Annotated in this window: 15 protein-coding genes; 9 read left to right on the forward strand and 6 right to left on the reverse strand. The window is 57.3% G+C overall.

Annotated features, from left to right (window positions below):
• Nucleotides 1-24: 24 nt before the first annotated feature.
• The gene (gene malP, locus E3E27_RS04750) at nucleotides 25-2,517 is read right to left on the reverse strand and encodes a maltodextrin phosphorylase (RefSeq protein ID WP_167773574.1); all 2,493 of its coding nucleotides are present in this window, start codon (nucleotides 2,515-2,517) and stop codon (nucleotides 25-27) included.
• 94 nt (nucleotides 2,518-2,611) lie between these two features.
• Nucleotides 2,612-4,489, reverse strand: coding sequence for a phosphoenolpyruvate carboxykinase (GTP) (locus E3E27_RS04755; protein WP_167773575.1), 1,878 nt, complete (start codon nucleotides 4,487-4,489; stop codon nucleotides 2,612-2,614).
• Nucleotides 4,490-4,633: 144 nt separating this feature from the next.
• Here E3E27_RS04755 and E3E27_RS04760 point away from each other — a divergent pair, with 144 nt between their 5' ends.
• From E3E27_RS04760 to tmk, 3 genes are all read left to right on the forward strand, one after another.
• Nucleotides 4,634-5,719 (forward strand): sugar phosphate nucleotidyltransferase, encoded by a 1,086-nt coding sequence (locus E3E27_RS04760; protein WP_167773781.1) that lies wholly within the window; start codon nucleotides 4,634-4,636, stop codon nucleotides 5,717-5,719.
• Between the two features lie 10 nt (nucleotides 5,720-5,729).
• Entirely contained in the window at nucleotides 5,730-6,437 is a 708-nt protein-coding gene (locus E3E27_RS04765; RefSeq protein WP_048151777.1) for a phospho-sugar mutase, read from the forward strand.
• Nucleotides 6,438-6,542: 105 nt separating this feature from the next.
• Entirely contained in the window at nucleotides 6,543-7,160 is a 618-nt protein-coding gene (gene tmk / locus E3E27_RS04770) for a dTMP kinase (protein WP_014788268.1), read from the forward strand.
• 160 nt (nucleotides 7,161-7,320) lie between these two features.
• Here the strand turns inward: tmk and E3E27_RS04775 are convergent, their stop codons facing one another.
• From E3E27_RS04775 to E3E27_RS04790, 4 genes are all read right to left on the reverse strand, one after another.
• Nucleotides 7,321-8,058, reverse strand: coding sequence for a DUF2334 domain-containing protein (locus E3E27_RS04775; protein WP_206204771.1), 738 nt, complete (start codon nucleotides 8,056-8,058; stop codon nucleotides 7,321-7,323).
• 34 nt (nucleotides 8,059-8,092) lie between these two features.
• Entirely contained in the window at nucleotides 8,093-8,953 is an 861-nt protein-coding gene (locus E3E27_RS04780; protein ID WP_167773576.1) for an alpha/beta hydrolase, read from the reverse strand.
• The gene (locus E3E27_RS04785) at nucleotides 8,950-10,272 is read right to left on the reverse strand and encodes an MFS transporter (protein WP_167773783.1); all 1,323 of its coding nucleotides are present in this window, start codon (nucleotides 10,270-10,272) and stop codon (nucleotides 8,950-8,952) included. Before E3E27_RS04785 ends, E3E27_RS04780 begins: the two co-directional genes overlap by 4 nt.
• Nucleotides 10,273-10,369: 97 nt before the next feature.
• Nucleotides 10,370-11,692, reverse strand: a complete 1,323-nt coding sequence (locus E3E27_RS04790) for an SLC45 family MFS transporter (protein ID WP_167773577.1) — start codon at nucleotides 11,690-11,692, stop codon at nucleotides 10,370-10,372.
• Nucleotides 11,693-11,792: 100 nt separating this feature from the next.
• On the opposite strand from E3E27_RS04790, the gene E3E27_RS04795 reads away from it, so the two are divergent.
• From E3E27_RS04795 to E3E27_RS04820, 6 genes are all read left to right on the forward strand, one after another.
• Nucleotides 11,793-12,545 carry a glycerophosphodiester phosphodiesterase family protein gene (locus E3E27_RS04795; RefSeq protein ID WP_167773578.1) on the forward strand — a complete coding sequence of 251 codons (753 nt, stop codon included), beginning with the start codon at nucleotides 11,793-11,795 and terminating at the stop codon, nucleotides 12,543-12,545.
• Nucleotides 12,529-13,275: a glycerophosphodiester phosphodiesterase family protein gene (locus E3E27_RS04800; protein WP_167773579.1), complete on the forward strand. Its 747-nt coding sequence runs from the start codon at nucleotides 12,529-12,531 to the stop codon at nucleotides 13,273-13,275. Before E3E27_RS04795 ends, E3E27_RS04800 begins: the two co-directional genes overlap by 17 nt.
• A gap of 55 nt (nucleotides 13,276-13,330) precedes the next feature.
• Complete coding sequence (glpK, locus tag E3E27_RS04805; RefSeq protein WP_167773580.1) at nucleotides 13,331-14,812, forward strand: glycerol kinase GlpK; 1,482 nt, start codon at nucleotides 13,331-13,333, stop codon at nucleotides 14,810-14,812.
• Nucleotides 14,813-14,971: 159 nt separating this feature from the next.
• Complete coding sequence (locus tag E3E27_RS04810) at nucleotides 14,972-16,459, forward strand: NAD(P)/FAD-dependent oxidoreductase (RefSeq protein WP_167773581.1); 1,488 nt, start codon at nucleotides 14,972-14,974, stop codon at nucleotides 16,457-16,459.
• Nucleotides 16,459-17,715: an NAD(P)/FAD-dependent oxidoreductase gene (locus tag E3E27_RS04815; RefSeq protein WP_167773582.1), complete on the forward strand. Its 1,257-nt coding sequence runs from the start codon at nucleotides 16,459-16,461 to the stop codon at nucleotides 17,713-17,715. Before E3E27_RS04810 ends, E3E27_RS04815 begins: the two co-directional genes overlap by 1 nt.
• Nucleotides 17,712-18,056: a DUF1667 domain-containing protein gene (locus E3E27_RS04820; RefSeq protein WP_167773583.1), complete on the forward strand. Its 345-nt coding sequence runs from the start codon at nucleotides 17,712-17,714 to the stop codon at nucleotides 18,054-18,056. Before E3E27_RS04815 ends, E3E27_RS04820 begins: the two co-directional genes overlap by 4 nt.
• Nucleotides 18,057-18,059 lie beyond the last annotated feature (3 nt).

An 18,059-nucleotide genomic window follows, 5' to 3' on the forward strand; every position in this document is an offset into this window, starting at 1 on the left:
CAAAGATGAAACAAAAGGGAAAAATCAACGGTCAATGGCTTTCCACTTAACCAATCCCAGCAGGAACCTGTGGGGGAGCTTCTCGTGGTGCGGGTAAACGCGGAGGGCGTAGTGCCAGCAGGGGTCGCCGAGGTGCCCCAGCGCGCTCCCCTCGTAGGTGTAGAGCCACCTGCCCTCACCAATCTTCACGGGGTGCCTCAGCTCCACGATGTGGGGCTTCTCGACGTGGTACCCCTCGGCCCTGACGCCGTAGTAGAGCTCGACGCGGACGTCCTCAGGTTTAAGGCCGTCGAGGATCACCTCGACCTCGAGCTTCCCGTCCCTGATCCTGACGTCGCCGAACTCGACGCCGTCCCAGGATTCCATCACCCTGTCCTTCCAGGCCGCTATCTCCCTCGCGCCCCGGTAGTTTTCCCTCGTGAGCCAGATGTGGTTGCTCATGGCCTTGGAGTAGAACCTGTCCATGTACTCCTTGACCATCCTGTGGGTGCTGAAGCGCGGGGCTATGCTCTTGATGCTCTCCTTCATCATGTATACCCATTTCTCCCTGTTGCCGTAGTAGGTCGGGATTATCTCCCTCTCGAGGAGGTCGTAGAGGGCCTGGGCGTCCTTGACGTCGTCCTCCTCTGTCTCAGGCTCGGTGCTCTCCTCACCGATGACCCAGCCGTTCTTGCCGTTGTAGCCCTCAACCCACCAGCCGTCGTAGATGCTCGCGTTTAGAACACCGTTCAGGCCGGCCTTCATTCCGCTCGTCCCGCTCGCCTCCATCGGCCTGCGCGGGTTGTTGAGCCAGACGTCAACACCAGCGACCATCAGCCTCGCGCTCCCCATGTCGTAGTTCTCCATGACGAATATCTTACCCCTGAACTCGGGCATCTGGGAGACCTCGTAGACCCTCCGCAAGAACTCCTTGCCGGCCTCGTCGCGCGGGTGAGCCTTGCCGCCGAAGACTATGTAGACCGGCCTCTCCGGGTCGTTGAGTATCCTCCTCAGCCTCTCGAGATCCGTGAAGAGGAGCGTGGCGCGCTTGTAGGTGGCGAAGCGCCTGGCGAAGCCTATTACGAGTGCGTTCTCATCGATGTTCGGCAGTGGGTCGTTCCTGCCGAGGCGCTGGTTCCTCTGCATTACCTTCCGCCTGAGCAGTTCGATGAACTGCCTCTTTGCCTCGAGGTGGGCCTCCCAGAGCTCCCCGTCAGGAATCCTCTCAACGGCGTACCAGATGCCCTCGAGGTTCGTGTGCTCGCGCCAGACCTTCCCGATGTAGCGGTCGAAGAGCTTGCGCATCTCGTTGTGGACCCAGGTCATGGTGTGGACGCCATTGGTTATGCCCTCAATGGGTATCTCCTCTATCGGAACGCCGGGCCAGAGGTCCTTCCACATACGCTTGCTGACCTCGGCGTGGAGCTGGCTCACGCCGTTCACGTAGCTCGACGTCCTTATGGCCAGGAGGGTCATGTTGAGCTGGTCGCCCTCCCTGCCAAGCTCGAGGAGCTCTTCCCTTCCCTCGAGGAACTTGGCCAGCCTCTTCTTAACCTCTTCAATCGGGAACCTGTCATGACCAGCAGGAACGGGCGTGTGGGTGGTGAATATCGTCGTTCCGCGGACTATGCTCAGGGCCTCCGTGAAGGTAAGCCCTTCCTCCATGTACCAGGCCATTCTCTGTAGGTTCGCAAAGGCGGGGTGACCTTCGTTGAGGTGGACGACGCCTGGCTCAATGCCAAGCCTGCGAAGGAGGCGCATTCCGCCTATACCGAGGAGGATCTCCTGCTTTATCCTCTTGTCCATCTCGGCGTTGTAGAGGTAGTCACATATCGTCCTGTCGTCGGGGCCGTTCTCGGGAACGTCCGTATCGAGGAGGTAAATCTTGACCCTCCCGACCTGAACCTCGAAGGCCCTCGCGTAAACGACCCTATCCTCTATCGGAACCTCAATGAGGAGGGGCTTTCCGTCCCTGTCCAAGACCGGCTTTATCGGCATCTCCTCCGGCCTGTACTCCGGGAATATCTCGACCTGCCTTCCGTTCCCGTCAATCTCCTGGCGGAAGTAGCCGTGCTTGTAGAGCAGGCCGACCGCTATGAAGGGCAAGCCAAGGTCGCTGGCGGTCTTGACGTGATCTCCGGCCAGAATTCCCAAGCCGCCGGAGTAAATCGGCAGGCTCCTGCTTATGCCGTACTCCATGCAGAGATAGACAATCGGCTTGTCCCACTTGGGGTAGTTGGTGGAGAACCAGGTCGAGTCGGGGTTCATGTAGGCCTCGAACTGGTCCATGACGAGTTCATAGAGGTTCATGAAGTCGTCATCACGAAGGAGCTCTCTGAACCTGGATTCAGGGGTATCTAGCAGGAGCTTAACCGGGTTCTTGTGCTCCCACCACAGCTCTGGGTCTATTCTCTCCCAGAGCCTGGTTGCTCTCCTGTTCCAGCTCCACCAGTAATTGTAGGCCAACTCGGCCAATCCCTTCAGAGGGTGAGGGAGCTTCTCCCTGATTGTATCGTGCACGCGTTCAACTTCGGCCATGGCAACCACCATATATCATTCTGGGTGATACTTAGTTATCGGCGACCTTAAAAAGTCTTGCCGCTCGGCGTTTGCCGAAAAGAGGAGAGAAAAGTCAGACCCCCTCAAAGGTGAAGGGGCTGATGTAGTCGCCGTACCTCTCCCTCGCCTCAAGGAGCCTCTTCCTTTCCTCCTCGAGAACCTCGAAGAGCTCCTCCGGAACCTCTTTGACCTGTTCGCGGTAGATCCTCTCTATCCTGTCAATCTTGGCGAGCAGTTCCGGAACGCGTATGGTGAACTGCTTCTCGTAGGCCTCCCTGCTGTAGTCCTTGTTGAGGACCTCCCTGAAGAGCCTCTTTAAGTCTTCGTACTTCGGAATGTAGCCTATCGGCGTCTCTATGGCATCGACGTCGCCGTGAACCCTAAGCTCCATCCACTTGAGCCACACCGCTTTATCGAGCTTGTGGTTGAGCCAGTTGCCGTTCTCGTCGCGGAGGAAGTAGTTCACCGCGAATATCTTCGGGGCCCTCCTCAGCTTCTCGCCGAACCTCAGGTAGTTCTCTATGTACTCGCCGAGCGGAACGCTCATGAAGTCGAGTATCGCCATCGGGTTGAAGGCCCTCATCCCCTCTTTTCCGAGCGTTGCCGCTGTGGTCTCGCTCTCGAGTGAAGCCCCCATCGTTATGACGCCGTGCTTCCAGTCGAAGGCTTCCCTGACAGGGGGCCAGGTATCCTTGTCCCTCCCCCCGAAAATCATTCCTCCCACTTCAACTCCACACGGGTTCTCGAGGGCTTCAAGATCGACGTTCGGGAAGTGCTCGAGCGAAACGGTGAAGCGCGCGTTCTTGTGGCTGGGTGGTATCTCGTTTCCTTCCATATCTTTCTTGCCCTTCCACCACTTCCCGCTGTGGTTCTCGCCCTCGTCGGGAATCTCGATTCCCATCTCGTTCCAGTAGGGCCTTCCGTCCTTGACGAGGACGTTAGAGAAGATTATCTCGACCGGGGAGTGGAGAACCTGCCAGATTATCGGGTCGTCCTCGGGGTTCACGCCCTGGATTATGCCGAAAACTCCTTTCTCTACGTTCGCCCCCCGAGCGACGCCGTTCACGGGGAGGATGAACGTCAAATCGTCGCCGACTATGTTCTCCCAGGGTATCATGGCCGTTGAGGTCTTCCCGCACATACTCGGGTAAGCACCCGTGAAGTAGGTCTTCCTGCCGTTGGGGCCGTTTACCCTCATCAGGAACATATGCTCGCTGAGCCAGCCCTCCCTTACCGCTTTCTGAATCGTGAGCCTGAAGGCGAGCTTTTTCAGGCCGATTGTGTTTCCTCCGTACTGGGTGTTCACGGAATATACGGTCTCGTCGAGAAGGTCAATGTAAATCCTCCTCTTATCGAGGTTCCTGCTTGTCTTCCTCTCGTCGAGCTCTCCAGCCGAATGGACGAAGCGGAAGAACTTCGCGTGCCTTCCGAGCCTCTTGAACTCCTCGTAGCCCTTCCGGTAAAGGATAAACTCCGAGTGGGCAACGTAGGCCGAGTCGGTGAGCTGAACGGCCGGGATCGTGAATATCGAGTTCTTGGGCCCAAGAACGAAGAAGCAGATGAACAGCTCCTTGCCACGCATAACTCCCCTCATGAGCTCCCTTATCTCCCTGAGCCCTTCATCTCTGTCTTTAGTGTTGAGGAATGGAATCTCCTTTCCACCCGGGACGAGGAGCTTGGTGTTGGCCTTGTCCCTCGCCTGGTCGTAGTAGTTGTCGTAGTGAACAGTGTGGTTGGGCGTTTCAAGCATCTTTTCCTCGCCGTAGTAGAGGGCCTTCCAGCGGACGTACAGCTCGTCCTCCTCGCTGTCGGTGCAGACGAAGACCTTGCTCGGCTCGAGCCACTCAATCCACTCCGCCAGAAAAGCGTGAAGCTCGGGGTTGTCGATGGCCTTTATCTTTTCGAACTGCTCCCGTTCAAGGAGCCTTTCAAGCCTCTCAAGGGCGTTCATGGTATCGCCTCCGGAAAGAGTTGAGCGATGCCTTAAAATAGTTTGCCGGGGAAATTTAGTTCGGTGATGCCCCCATAAGTTCAGTGATGAATGGCGTGCGCAAAGTATATTAACTGGCAGTGATACATTCAGGTGGTGCGCGTGATGAAGGCAGTCATTCTAGCCGGCGGAAGGGGAACCAGACTGCTTCCCCTCACAGTGTACAGGCCTAAGCCGATGATACCCTTCTTCAACAGGCCCCTGATGGAGTACGTCCTCCAGAGCCTCATAAAGGCCGGTGTCGATGAGGTCTACGTCCTGGTAGGCTACTTGAAGGAGCGCATAATGGATTACTTCGGCGACGGGAGTGAGTGGGGGGTTGAGATTCACTACTCCAACGGCGATAACATAAAGCTCGGAACCGCGGGGGCCACCAAGAGGGTGGTAAAGCATATGGACGATACCTTCTTCGTCGTTTCGAGCGATGTCCTCACCAATCTAGACATGACGGCCCTCTACAAGTACCACAGACAAAAGAAGGCCCTCGCCACGATAGCCCTCTCGCAGGTGGACGAGCCTACCCAGTACGGCATAGCCATAGTGAACAACGACGGAAGAATTCAACAGTTCAAAGAGAAGCCAAGGCCGGAGGAGGTCTTCAGCAACCTAGTCAATGCCGGAATCTACGTATTCGAGCCAGAAGCCTTTGATCTCGTCCCAACGGGCAGGAACTTTGACTTTTCCAAGGACCTGTTCCCAAGAATGCTGGAAAACGACCTGCCCCTCTACGGCTTCCCTTTCAGGGAGTACTGGAACGACGTCGGCAGGCCTTCCAGCTACCTCCAAGCCACCGAGGACGTCTTTCTGGGAAGACTGATGCTTCCGCACGTAAGGACCGAGAGTCTGAAGGGCAACCTCGAGTATGGAGGGGCGCTCTTTACGGGAAGGCGCTGTGTCTTGAGACGGCCAGAAATCAGAGGCTTCGCGGTCCTAGGCGATGATGTGGAGATAGGCAGAAACGTTAAAATAGAGCGTTCGGTGATATTTTCGGGTGCCGTCATAGAGGAGGGAACTGAGATAAGGGAGGCCATAATCGGGGAAAACGTCCACGTGGGAAAAGGCGTTGTTATACAGCCTGGCAGCGTTATAGGTGACAACACGCTCATAGAGGACTTCAGTAAGATCGGATCCAACGTCAAGATCTGGGTGGAGTCCCGCATTGGAAAGGAGAGCATAATACTGCCTGACTGAGGTGATGAAAGTGGAGGTGTACTACTCCCCAAGGTTCAACCCCGAGGAGCTCGCCCTTCTTGGAAGGGCCATAGGGACCATATCGCACGGGACGATAATAGTCGGAAGGGACGGAAGGGCCATATCGAGGTACGGAAAGAGGGCGATGGTGGTTGGAATAGTGAGCACGGGCTCGACGATAATGGACGTCCGCCTGATTCCCCTCATAGCCCTCAAGGACTTCGCCATGAGAAAGGGCCTGCCCCTGGCTTACGTCTACTACTACGGCGGCGTCCGCGTTTACGTCAGCGGAATAGACGGCGACGAGATAAACGCCATTCTCGAGAGCAGGAGCTTCATCGAGGCCCAGCCGAACGACATAGGGGCGACCGTTTACTACCCCAACGCCCTCGATGATTTCCTGCACGAGATATTCAAGCACTACAACTTCCGCATCGAGGGTAAAGCCCTTGTTGATGCCATGAACACCCCCGCGGTGCTCTTCTTCCCGCGCATGAGCGACCACTTCGGCTTCGATGCCGAGCTCATAAACGATATGATGACCAGCTACCTGCCTCCCAAGCCAAAGGAGGTTTTCATACACAAACTCCAGAAGGGAGACTACGACTTTGGACTTCGCTTCAGGCCAGAGGGGGTTGTGGAGTTCTACAGGGACGGCGAGGAGTTTGAGTTCGGAAGCATGTGGAAGCTGCTCGACCACATGAAGAAGAACCTCTGAATTTTTTGATTCTTTTTAAATCCACCTTAAAAATTTTCACGGAAAAGCGTTAAAAGGGGCTTTCCGTTATCCACCACGTTCATTTTGGGGGTGACACCTGTGGGAATGTTCATTGTCATCGAGGGCATCGATGGTGCAGGAAAATCAACCCAGGCGAAGCTTCTCGCCGAGTGGTTCGAGAAAAAGGGACACGAAGTCGTCCTGACGAAGGAGCCAACCGATACCGCCTTCGGAAAGCTCATCAGGAAACTCGTTCTGACGGGTGGAAAAGAGGGCATCATAGACGGTGCCAGGATAAGCCACGAGGCGGAGGCTCTTCTTTTCGCCGCCGACAGAGCCGAACACGTTGCCAAGCTGATAAAGCCCTCGCTCGAGGCTGGTAAAATAGTCATATCCGACCGTTACTTCTACTCCTCGCTCGCATACCAGTGGGCGCGGGGACTCGACCTCGAGTGGCTGATAGACTTAAACCGCTTTGCCATAAGGCCGGACCTCGTGATTCTTCTCGATCTTCCAGTGAAGGAGAGTATGAAGCGCATAAACGGGCGGAGCATAAAAACCGAGTTCGACAAGATAGCGGAGCTCCAGAAGAGGGTGCGCGAGAACTATCTCAAGCTAGCGGAGCGCTTCCCAGAGATCAAGATAGTAAACGCCCTCGCAAGCGTCGAGGACATTCACAACGACATAGTGGCCCTCGTCGAGCACGAGCTGTCGCTGAGGTAAAGGGGGTCGGCCAGTGCCAGTCTCATCATAGGTAGCGGTCAGACCGGTAAACGCTCGTCATTCCCTCCCTTTCCTTGACGGTTGCATTTTTAAAAGGTTCACCCCAATGATTTTCGGCCGATGACGAGCGTTAGCCACGCTGACGATGATGACAAGAGGGTTAGCCGAGGCCCTTTCTACCGTCTCTGTTTTCACACCCCGCCACAGATCTCAAAAAGGCCTTCAGGAACTCTACGCCGGCTTCGTTGTTGGCGGCCCCGGGGTGGAGTGAAAGGAAGAACGTCCCCCGCGTAAATGCACTGGAGGCCCTGGCGCTGGCCAGTTGGTAGTCGAGAAGGGGTTCTGGGAGATACCACGTGTACTCGCGGTTGTAAATCGGCTCAGCGGTTCCATTGGGGAAGTAGATAAAGTCCTCACCAATGACGGTTATGTTGTGGTCGAGGAGAACACCCAGGGCGGGCTTTGAAAGGGAGTAGCGAGGGGCTATGAAGTACGTGGGAGTCGCGTTGATGACCGCCAGAGCATCAAGGCCGAGCTCGAGCTTTCTCCCCGCGGTGCTCGCGTTGCAGTCGAACTCGTCCCCAACGTGGGTGTAGCCGTGGAGTTCCACGTGGTAGCCCTCGCGCTTCAGCCCTTCAATGAAGTCCATAAAAGCCTTGTACTTCCACATCGGCATCTTTCCGCCGTGGTCGGGAATCACGAAGAGGTAGGTCTCGTTCTGAAGGCCGTATTCATCTATGAGGGCTGTTATCTCTTCGAGCTGGGGAAGGTAAGCGGGGCTGACGTCGTGAACGAGAATCGCAAAGCGGCCGAAGGCCGGGAGATAAGCTGGACTGCCAAGGGAGCTAGAGGAGAGCAGGACGAGAAACAGTACCGCGAACACCTGAAGCCTCTTCATCAAAGAGAGAAGGAAAGAAGGCGTAAAAACCTTTCTAAAGGTGCTTCCTGAGGAAATCACCAACCCTGACCTTCCACTCCTCCGGGTGGAGCTTCAGCGTTCTGACGTGGGGCGCATCGGTGACCCAGAGCTCAACGGCGGGGTTAACCTTTTTGTTCCTCTCGTAGAACTCCCTAACCTCTTCAACCTTCACGAGGGGGTCCTTCTCGCCAGCTATGAGGAGGAGCGGTTTCCTGATCCTGTCGGCGTATTCCAGCATGTTGAGCTCCCTCGCCCCGCTGAAGAGCTTGGTAAAGGGCTTGACGAGGTGGTAGAGCCACTCGGGGAGGCTGGCAAAGTACCTCAAGCCACGCGCCCCCGTCCTGTCGAGGTCTATCGGCGGTGAATCCGCGACGCCACAGGCTACGCGCTCGTCCTCGGCTAGGGCCCTTATCGTCACAACGGCACCCATCGAGAAGCCGACGAGGCCTATCCTCCCGGCCTTCTCCGGGTGGTTCTTCTCGAGCCAGTCTATGGTGGAGAGAACGTCGATGAGCTCCCTATCGCCGACCGTGGTGTACTTCCCCTCGCTCTTCCCATGCGCCCTGAAGTCAAAGACGAGGACGCTGTAGCCCTCATTGAGAAGGAACTCCATCGTCTGCTTCATGTAAACGTCGTCCCACCTGCTCCTCGTGTATCCGTGGAGAGGGATAACCGTTTTTTCGCCGTTGGGAACCCACCACCCGCTGAGCCTGAGGCCGTCCCTCGTCTCGATCGTCACCTCATCGTAGTCGAAGCCCAGCTCCCTTGGCGTCCACTCGCCCACGAAGCGGGGCGGCTTGACCATCTTGTAGCCAACGAAGGCCAAGAAGACGAGGACAAGAAGAAAAAGGGCAAGGATAAGCCCGACTATCATTCCGTTCCCCCCCTGGTTCCTTCCACCTCGAGGTTCTTCATGAACCACACCATCGGCATCGCCAGGAGGACGAGCAAGGCCCCGATCGGGAAGAGCACCCTGTAGTTTTCACCCGCGAGCTGGACTATGGCGCCGCCTATCGTCCCCGCCAGGAGGACGGGCAGGGAGCGGGTGGCCTCGAAGAAGCCGTAGTAGCGGCCGGTGAAGGCCTCGCGCTCGAACCTGGTCAGCAGGTCGCCGATGACCGGGTAGGACGCGGCCATGAGGATGCCCCAGCCGATGCCCGCTATCCCAAGGGCGATGGTTATCTCGGCCTCGGTGTGGATGAACCAGCCCCAGATCTGGGGCAGGGCGAAGATGACGCCGCCCACTATTATGCTGAGGCGCCTGCCGAGCCTGTCGTAGATTATCCCGCCGGGCAGCGCGCCGAGGAGGACGGTAACGTTGAAGAGGGCCATCAGGTAGAGGCCGAGCGATGTCACGGCCTTTATGTTCTCCTCGCTCGCGGAGCCGTGGAGTATGTAGGCCAGTATGCCGTAAAGGAAGATGGCTATGAACTCGAAGCTCATCCACCAGAGGGTCTGGGCGGCGTAGAACTTGAGGAAGTCGCGGTTCTCGACGATGCTCTTGAGGTATCCCCAGAGGCTCTCGTTCTCCTCTATCTCCGGCGCCTCTGGCTCCCTGATGATGAAGTAGACGAAGAGGGCCGCACCGATGAGGAAGGCGGCGGTGACAATAAATGGTATCTTGAGGTAGGGCGTCTGGGCCAGGGCCTTAATCCCCTCGCTCTCCCCGGTCTCGGCCACGGCCAATGCCATGAGGTAGCCGGCCAGGCCGAAGAGGAAGAGGTTGCCGGCCCACTCGAGGAGGGTTATGACGCCGCTCGCCTTGCCCCTGTGGCCGCTCTCAACGGTGTCCGGCATGAGGGCGCGGTACTGGGCGGTGTAGACGTGCATCGATAGGTAGAAGAAGCCCAGGGTTAAGGCGAAGCCCCACAGGGGGACGCCCATGGCGTAGCCGGTGTATATCATCAGGACGGCCACCCCCGCCATCAGGCCACCGACCATTATGAAGGGCCTCCTCCTGCCGTGGCGGGAGCGGAGGGTATCGCTGTAATAGCCGAGGAGAACCGGGATGAACAGGCCTATGAGGCCCTCGATGGCCAGTATCGTTCCCTTAACGAAGGCCGACTCGGTGTAACTTGAGAGGAGCGGAAAGGACAGTCCCTTGTTGAGCGCCCAACCAACGCTCCTGCTGAAGCCGAGCAGGGCAAGACTCAAAACAACACCCCATTGAAATCCTCGCCCTTCCGATTTCATCACCTACCCTCCCGTTGGCTATATAGACTATATACCTGGGAAGGAAGTTTTTACCTTTTCGGTTCAACTAACAAAAGAACAAAGGAAAAGAAAGGACTCAGTCCATGTCCGGAATGTAGTCCAGGGCGTCACCCTTCGTACGGACGATGTCCCCGCGCCTGACGAACTGCATCGCTATCGCCGCCAGGATGAAGAAGGCCGTGGCGAATGGCAGCAGAGTCCTGTAGCCGATGACGTCGAGGAAAGCCCCCGCAAAGGGCGGGGCGACGAGGTTGGCCGCCTGGCTGAAGAAGTAGTAGAGCCCGGTGTAGCCGCCGAGCTTCTCCTCTGTGGTCATGTCCACGACCATCGGCAGGGAGTTCACGTTCACCATCGCCCAGCCCATTCCACCCACGAAGAACAGCCCCATCAGCGTCATCACCACAGGGTCGCTCAGGGAGCTGGACTGGGGCCTGGAGCTCTCGCCGACGAAGTAGGCCGCGAGCATTATCGCGACGATGATCATGAGGCCGAGGGTTATCGTCCTCCTCCTTCCGAAGCGGCCGCCGATGAAGCCGGCCGGAATTGCAAAGAGCATGAAGCTCAGGCTGAAGACGCCGAGCATAAAGGCCCCGGTGCTCTCCTCGATGCCGAGGTAGTACTTGGCGTAGCTGGTGAAGAACGTCTCCAGGGAGTTGAAGGCTATGAACCAGAAGAATATCGCTATGAGGACCGCGAGCAGGCTCTTCTCGTGGCTGGCAAAGACGTCCTTGAGGTTCTCCCTCAGCTCACCGAAGCTCTTGTGGGAGGTCTCCGAGAGGAGCTTTCTCAGGCTCACCTTCTCCCCCGGCTTCCTGTACTCATCGGGCTCGGGGACGAAGAGTATCACGAGCAGGTTCGCGAGGAGCATCACGGCCGCGCCGAAGTAAAAGGGGTATGCGTAGTTCATGTCGTAGAGGACCTTGCCGCCGAAGTAGGCCAGCAGGGCGCCGAGGCCGCCCATGAAGTTGATTATACCGTTGGCCTGGGAGCGCTTCTCGCTGGGCGTTATGTCGGGCATGAAGGCCACGACCGGAGAGCGGAACAGGGCCATGAAGAAGTTCATGAAGATTATAGTCCCCATGAAGAGGGCGAGGTTTTCGTACTCCCTCGCTACCGGAATGAGCGCGAACATCAGGGCCGCGGACGGGGCGCCGAGTAGAATGTATGGCTTTCTCCTGCCCAGCCTCGTCCGCGTCATGTCGCTCAGAGCGCCGAGGAACGGGAGTAACAGCACCGCGAAGAGGTTGTCTATGGTCATTATGAAGCCCGTCACCGTCTTGCTGAGGTGGAATGTGTCCTGCAGGAATATCGGTATGTAGGCGTTGTAGAGCGCCCAGATGATGCTTATGCCGAAGAACCCGAATCCAAGGACGAATATCCGACTGTATTTGAACTCCAAGTTCTCACCCCCATGATACTATATAATAGACTATAGTGACGGGAAATCTACTCCGAGAAACTTTTAAGGATTTTGAGTCCATACCTGAGCGGCAGAGGAGATGACAATTGCAGACAGTGAACAGGTTTTCATCTTGGGCCACCGTGGGTTCAGAGGAAGGCTTGAAAACACACTTCCAGCATTCAGGAGAGCGCTCCAGTACGCGGACGGAATAGAGTTCGATGTCAGACTAACAGGAGATGGAAAGCTCGTAACCCACCACGATGCGGCTTTCAGCTCAGGCGGCTCTTCCCACAGGCTCCAGGAGCTGACGTTGAGAGAAATAAGGAAGCTTCACCCCCTGGGCCGGCTCATACCGAGGGTCGAGGAAGTGCTGGACGCTTTTCCAGGTGCGGTTTTCAACGCGGACGTCAAGGAAAGTGAGGCCGTTGAACCGGTACTGAGGGCTGTGGAGAGGAAAGGCAGGGTCGAGAGCACAGTGTTCTCCTCCGATGATCCAGCGGTGGTGTCCCTCCTCATGAGGGAGTGTCCGGACTGTAAGGCAGGCTTCTCAATAACCGGCTATCCCTCCGCGGTGGTGCTCCCGAGGCTCAGGTGCATATATTCCGTCCACGTACCGATAGATGTCGTAACCTACATCGGCTACAGGAATCTCATTGTCCTTCTTCGGGCGCTCAGGAGGAGGGGCTTGAGGATATACCTCTGGAACTACAAAATGAACGAACTGATCTGGATCCCAAGGCTGCTCTCCCTCGCGGACACAGTCATCTCGGACGACCCTGCCAGGTTGAGGAAAGGTTTTTACGGGGAGGGAGTATTTTCCTGGGGCGATTCCAATGTGGGAAAGGGATAAGGTTATAGTGCTCGGCCACAGGGGTTACATGAGCAGGTTCCCCGAGAACAGCCTTTTAGCGTTCAGGAAGGCGATCGAATCGGGCGCCGATGGAATCGAGCTTGACGTCTGGCTGACGGGGGACGGGAAAGTCATAGTAATGCACGACGAGACCATAGACAGGACGAGCGATATGAGCGGAAGGCAGAAGGAGATGACGCTTGAGGAGCTCAGGAAGGCGGACATAGGAATGGGAGAGAGAATTCCAACGCTGGAGGAGGTCTTCGCGGTTCTGCCAGAGGGTGCCCTAATCAACGTCGAGCTCAAGGACAGGGACGCGGTGGAGAAAGTGGCCGAGATAGTGAAAGCCAACAATCCTCAGAGGGTAATGGTCTCGTCCTTTGATATTGAAGCCCTCAGGGAATACCGAAAGCACGACGAGGAAACCACGATGGGGCTTCTCATAGACAGGGAGGAAGTGGTCCCCCTGATTCCGAAGCTGAAAGATGAGCTCAACCTCTGGTCAATAAACGTTCCGATGGAGGCAATCCCCCTACTCGGCTTCGAGAAGACCCTTCAGGCCCTTCACTGGGCGCGCTCCCTCGGCCTTAAAGTGGTTCTCTGGACCGAGAACGATGGGCTCTTCTACGCCGACGACAACCTCGCGAGGCTTAAGGGCCTCTTCGAGGTCGTCATAGCGAATGACGTAGAGAAGATGATCAGCTACCTCAGGGAACTGGGGCTCAGGTGATTCCATCGAAACCGTTAATACCCCCCCTCACCATTTCTTTAACCCCGGTGATATCATGGAGCGCTACATACTTTCCCTCGACGAGGGGACGACCTCTGCAAGGGCTATAATCTTCGACAGGGAGAGCAACGTTCTTGGCATAGGCCAGTACGAGTTCCCCCAGCACTACCCCAAGCCCGGCTGGGTCGAGCACGACCCCGAAGAAATCTGGGAAGCACAGCTCAGGGCCATCAAGACGGCGCTGGAAAAAGCCAAGATCGAGCCAAGCCAGATAGCGGCGATAGGCGTCACCAACCAGCGTGAAACCACGATAGTCTGGGACAGGAGCGGCAAGCCGCTCTACAACGCGATAGTCTGGCAGTGCAGGAGAACGGCCGAGATGGTGGAGGAGATAAAGAGGGAGTACGGCGATGTTATCAAGGAGAAGACCGGCCTGGTTCCAGATGCGTACTTCTCGGCTAGCAAGATCAGGTGGCTCCTCGACAACGTGCCGGGATTGAGGGAAAAGGCCGAGAGGGGCGAGGTGCTCTTCGGAACGGTCGACACCTTCCTGATCTACCGCCTGACCGGTGAGCACGTGACCGACTATTCCAACGCTTCAAGAACGATGCTCTTCAACATCAAGAAACTCGACTGGGACGATGAGCTTCTGGAGATCTTCGGGATTCCCGATGGGATCCTGCCGGAGGTCAGGGAGTCGAGCGAGGTCTACGGCTACACGAAGAGAGAACTCCTCGGCACTGAAATCCCGGTGAGCGGGGACGCCGGCGACCAGCAGGCGGCACTCTTCGGTCAGGCCGCCTTTGAGGCTGGAATGGTGAAGGCAACCTACGGGACGGGGAGCTTCATCTTGGCAAACACAGGCAAGACCGTCCGGTATTCAGATAATTTGCTCACGACGATAGCGTGGGGGCTCAAAGGAAAGGTCACCTACGCCCTCGAGGGGAGCGTCTTCATAACAGGAGCGGCAGTTCAGTGGCTCCGCGATGGAATAAGAATCATAGAGAGCGCCCCCGAGACGGAAGAGCTAGCGAGAAAACTTGAGAGCAACGAAGGTCTGTACTTCGTCCCGGCCTTCGTCGGCTTGGGAGCGCCTTACTGGGACCAGTTTGCCAGGGGTCTGATAATCGGCATAACTCGCGGAACTGGAAGGGAGCACCTCGCGAGGGCAACGCTTGAAGCGATAGCCTACCTCACCCGCGACGTCATAGAGGAGATGGAGAAGCTCGTCGGCATAAAGGAGCTCCGCGTCGATGGGGGAGCGACGGCGAACGACTTCCTGATGGAGTTCCAGGCGGACATACTCAACAGGCGCGTCGTCAGGCCCGTCGTGAAGGAGACCACAGCCTTGGGAGCGGCGTATCTGGCGGGGCTGGCCGTTGACTACTGGGAGGGCCTTGAGGAGATAGAGAGCCTTTGGAAGGCGGAGAGGGTCTTCGAGCCAAAGATGGACGGGGAAACGAGGGAGAGGCTTTACCGCGGCTGGAAGGAGGCCGTGAAGAGAGCAATGGGCTGGGCAAAGGTCGTTGGAGCCTGAGCTTTGGGTGGACATTTCTGTCCATCAAGATGCTGTTCGCCACTGTCCTTTTTTCTAATGTCCTTAAAGGTTCTTTCCTTGCCCTTTTGCCCAACTAAAGGTTGGGGAAAGCTTTAAAACGGTGGAAGCCCTTTCTCAAGTTAAATCGAGGTGAAGATCATGAAGACAAAGGTGGCCATAATAGGGGCTGGCATAAGCGGGGCCAGCATAGCGAGGGTTCTCAGTAAATACGAGAACCTTGAGGTTCACCTGATTGAGAAGGCCCCGGACGTTGGCTGGGGAGTCAGCAAGGCCAACACGGCTTTGATCCACGGCGGTTACGACGACGACCCTGACAAGTACCCGACGAGGGCGAAGCTGTGCATAAGGGGAAACCGTCTCTGGCACCGGTGGGTGAAAGAGCTTGAGATCCCCCACGTCTGGAACGGGGCCCTGATAGTCGCAACCAGGGAGGAGGACTTTGACGAGCTTGAGAGGCTTTTGGAGCGCGGGAGAAGGAACGGCGTCCCCGAGATGAGGATCGTAGATAAGGAAGAGCTCTTCCACCTCGAGCCCGGCCTGACGAAGGAAGCCATCGGGGCGCTATGGGTGCCGATAGTAGGGCAAATAGGCCCGATTCCAGCTGTCATAGCGATAACCGAGAACGCTGTGGCGAACGGCGTTAAGACCCACCTCGAGACCGAGGTTACCGGAATAAGGGTCGAGAACGGCGAGGTTAAGGGGGTTGAAACTAACAACGGCTTCATCGAGGCGGATATAGTAATCAACGCCGCTGGTCTCTACGCTGATAGGATAGCGAGAATGGCCGGCATAGACTACTTCGAGATACACCCGAGGAAAGGGGAGTACTGGATTTTTGACGACGACGTTCCAGGGCCGAGGAGGGTTCTCTTCCCGACGCCGACGCCAATCAGCAAGGGAATAGTCGTGACAACCGAGATATCCGGCCATCTGATGATAGGGCCAAACGCCCAGGATTTGCCGCCAGAGGAGAAGGAAAACCTCGCTACCACCAGGGAGGGGCTTGAGCAGGTCTGGGAAGGAGCCAAGAAGCTCTGGCCACAGTTACCACCTAGGAGCAAGGTGATCAGGACCTTCGCAGGCTTAAGACCTGAACCCACCGGCGGGGACTTCATAATCAGGGCCGAGGAAGAGGTCTGGGGCTTCATAAACGTGGCTGGAATCCGCTCGCCCGGGCTGACGAGCGCTCCGGCCATTGCGGAGGAAGTGGCGGAGATAATCCAGCGCGACCTCGGAATCCAGCTCAGGGAGAAGTCCAAGTGGAACCCCTACAGGAGGGAGATAAACCACCTCTTCATGATGATCCCGGAGCAGGTTAACGAGGCCGTAAAGAGAAACCCCTCCTACGGAAAGGTCGTCTGCAGGTGCAACAACGTGAGCGAGGGGGACATTCTGGAGGCCATCGAGAGAATGAAGCTCATAGGCGTTAAGACGCCGAGCGTCGATTCCGTGAAGTTCAGGACGAAGGCAACCACCGGAACGTGCCAGGGAAGCTTCTGCAGGCCGAGGATAGTCGAGCTTCTGGCCAGGGAGTACGGCGTCGAACCCTGGAAGGTCACGCTGAAGGGTAAGGGGAGCGAGATTGGAGTGGGTGACGTCAAGGCCCTCCTCAGGGGTGATGCCTGATGTTCCCGAGGATTCCGATGCTGAACTACGACGTCGTTGTCATCGGTGGCGGTCCCGCTGGAATGGCGGCCGCGGTGAGGGCGAAGGAACTCGGCCTGAAGGTTCTGCTCCTCGACGAGAACGACTACCTCGGCGGAATCCTTCCACAGTGCATTCACCCCGGCTTTGGGCTTCACTACTTCAGGGAGGAGCTGACCGGCCCGGAGTTCGCGGCGAGGCTGGCCAGAAAGATGGTGGAGCTCGGGGTGGAGTATAAAACGGCCGCGAGGGTGCTCGAAATCAAAAACTACTCCGACCTTGAGAAGGTGGTCATCTTCACATCACCGAGCGGTGCCTACGGGGTCTGGGCCAGGGCCGTTATCTACGCCGCCGGGGCGAGGGAGAGGCACGCCTTCGAGATAGGAATAGTCGGCGACAGGGTTTCCGGCGTTTACACCGCCGGAGAGGCCCAGACGCTGATGGACATCTACGGGATAATGCCGGGTAAAGAGGTCGTCATCGTCGGCTCTGGCGACGTCGGCCTCATAATGGCGCGCCGCTTCGCCCTTGAGGGGGCGAAGGTGAAGGCGGTGATAGAGCTGATGCCCTACCCCGGCGGTTTGGCCAGAAACGTCATGATCCTGAGGGACTTCGATATTCCGCTCTACCTGAGCCACAAGGTTGTCGAGGTGCGGGGCAGGGGAAGGGTCGAGAGGGTGAAGGTAGTAAAGGTGGACGAGAACCTCAGGGAAATCCAGGGGAGCGAGTTCTGGATAGAGGCGGATACACTGATCGTCTCCGCAGGGCTGGTTCCGAACGTCAAGAAGCTGACGGCCATAGGCGTTGAGATCGACCCCTCCACCGGTGGCCCGGTTGTGAACGACAGGCTCGAGACGAGCGTTCCGGGGATTTTCGTGGCCGGAAACGCTCTCCTCATCAACGACCTGGTCGACTACGTCGCCGAGCAGGGTGAACTTGCCGCTGAAGGAGCCAGGGAGTTCATCGAGAAGGGCGGAATAGAGAGCAGGAAGTGGGTTAAGGTCGAGAAGGGTGAAAACGTCCGCCTTCTCGCTCCGCACTATCTGAGCGGCGATAGGGACGTTTACCTCTACCTCAGGGTCGCGAGGCCGATGGAGGACGTCGAGCTCAGAATCCCTGAAATCGGCAAGAAGATGAAGCTCCCGGTGGTCAAGCCTGCTGAGATGCTCAGGGTAAAGCTGAAGGCAGAGGAGATCAGGAAGGCCGAGAAGCTCACCGTGGAGGTGGTGAGGGTATGATTTACCGCTTCACCTGCATCGTCTGCCCCCTCGGTTGCACTGTTGAGGTGAAAGTAGAGGACGGCAGGGTCGTTGGAGTTACCGGCCACACCTGTCCCCGCGGTGAGGAGTGGGCGGTTCAGGAAGTTACGAACCCGAAGAGGGTGGTGATGAGCGTCGTTCCTGTTGAAGGCGGTGCCCTTCCAACGGTGAGCGTTAAAACCGCGGAGCCGGTTCCAAAGGAGAAGATACCTGAGCTCATGAGGTTTTTGGCGAAGCTGAAGCTCAGGGCCCCGGTCGAGGTCGGGGAAGTGGTTGCCGAGTGGAATGGAATAAAAATAGTGGCCACGAGGGGGGCTTAGCCC

Source organism: Thermococcus sp. MV11 (genome assembly GCF_012027285.1).
In the GTDB taxonomy this organism is placed as follows: Archaea; Methanobacteriota_B; Thermococci; order Thermococcales; family Thermococcaceae; genus Thermococcus; species Thermococcus cleftensis.

Coding starts and splice junctions, on each gene's coding strand:
- malP (WP_167773574.1), bottom strand. CDS start 2,517: ATGGCCGAAGTTGAACGCGTGCACGATACAATCAGGGAGAAGCTCCCT.
- E3E27_RS04755 (WP_167773575.1), bottom strand. CDS start 4,489: ATGAACGCCCTTGAGAGGCTTGAAAGGCTCCTTGAACGGGAGCAGTTC.
- E3E27_RS04760 (WP_167773781.1), top strand. CDS start 4,634: ATGAAGGCAGTCATTCTAGCCGGCGGAAGGGGAACCAGACTGCTTCCC.
- tmk (WP_014788268.1), top strand. CDS start 6,543: ATGTTCATTGTCATCGAGGGCATCGATGGTGCAGGAAAATCAACCCAG.
- E3E27_RS04775 (WP_206204771.1), bottom strand. CDS start 8,058: ATGAAGAGGCTTCAGGTGTTCGCGGTACTGTTTCTCGTCCTGCTCTCC.
- E3E27_RS04780 (WP_167773576.1), bottom strand. CDS start 8,953: ATGATAGTCGGGCTTATCCTTGCCCTTTTTCTTCTTGTCCTCGTCTTC.
- E3E27_RS04785 (WP_167773783.1), bottom strand. CDS start 10,272: ATGAAATCGGAAGGGCGAGGATTTCAATGGGGTGTTGTTTTGAGTCTT.
- E3E27_RS04795 (WP_167773578.1), top strand. CDS start 11,793: ATGACAATTGCAGACAGTGAACAGGTTTTCATCTTGGGCCACCGTGGG.
- E3E27_RS04800 (WP_167773579.1), top strand. CDS start 12,529: ATGTGGGAAAGGGATAAGGTTATAGTGCTCGGCCACAGGGGTTACATG.
- glpK (WP_167773580.1), top strand. CDS start 13,331: ATGGAGCGCTACATACTTTCCCTCGACGAGGGGACGACCTCTGCAAGG.
- E3E27_RS04810 (WP_167773581.1), top strand. CDS start 14,972: ATGAAGACAAAGGTGGCCATAATAGGGGCTGGCATAAGCGGGGCCAGC.
- E3E27_RS04815 (WP_167773582.1), top strand. CDS start 16,459: ATGTTCCCGAGGATTCCGATGCTGAACTACGACGTCGTTGTCATCGGT.
- E3E27_RS04820 (WP_167773583.1), top strand. CDS start 17,712: ATGATTTACCGCTTCACCTGCATCGTCTGCCCCCTCGGTTGCACTGTT.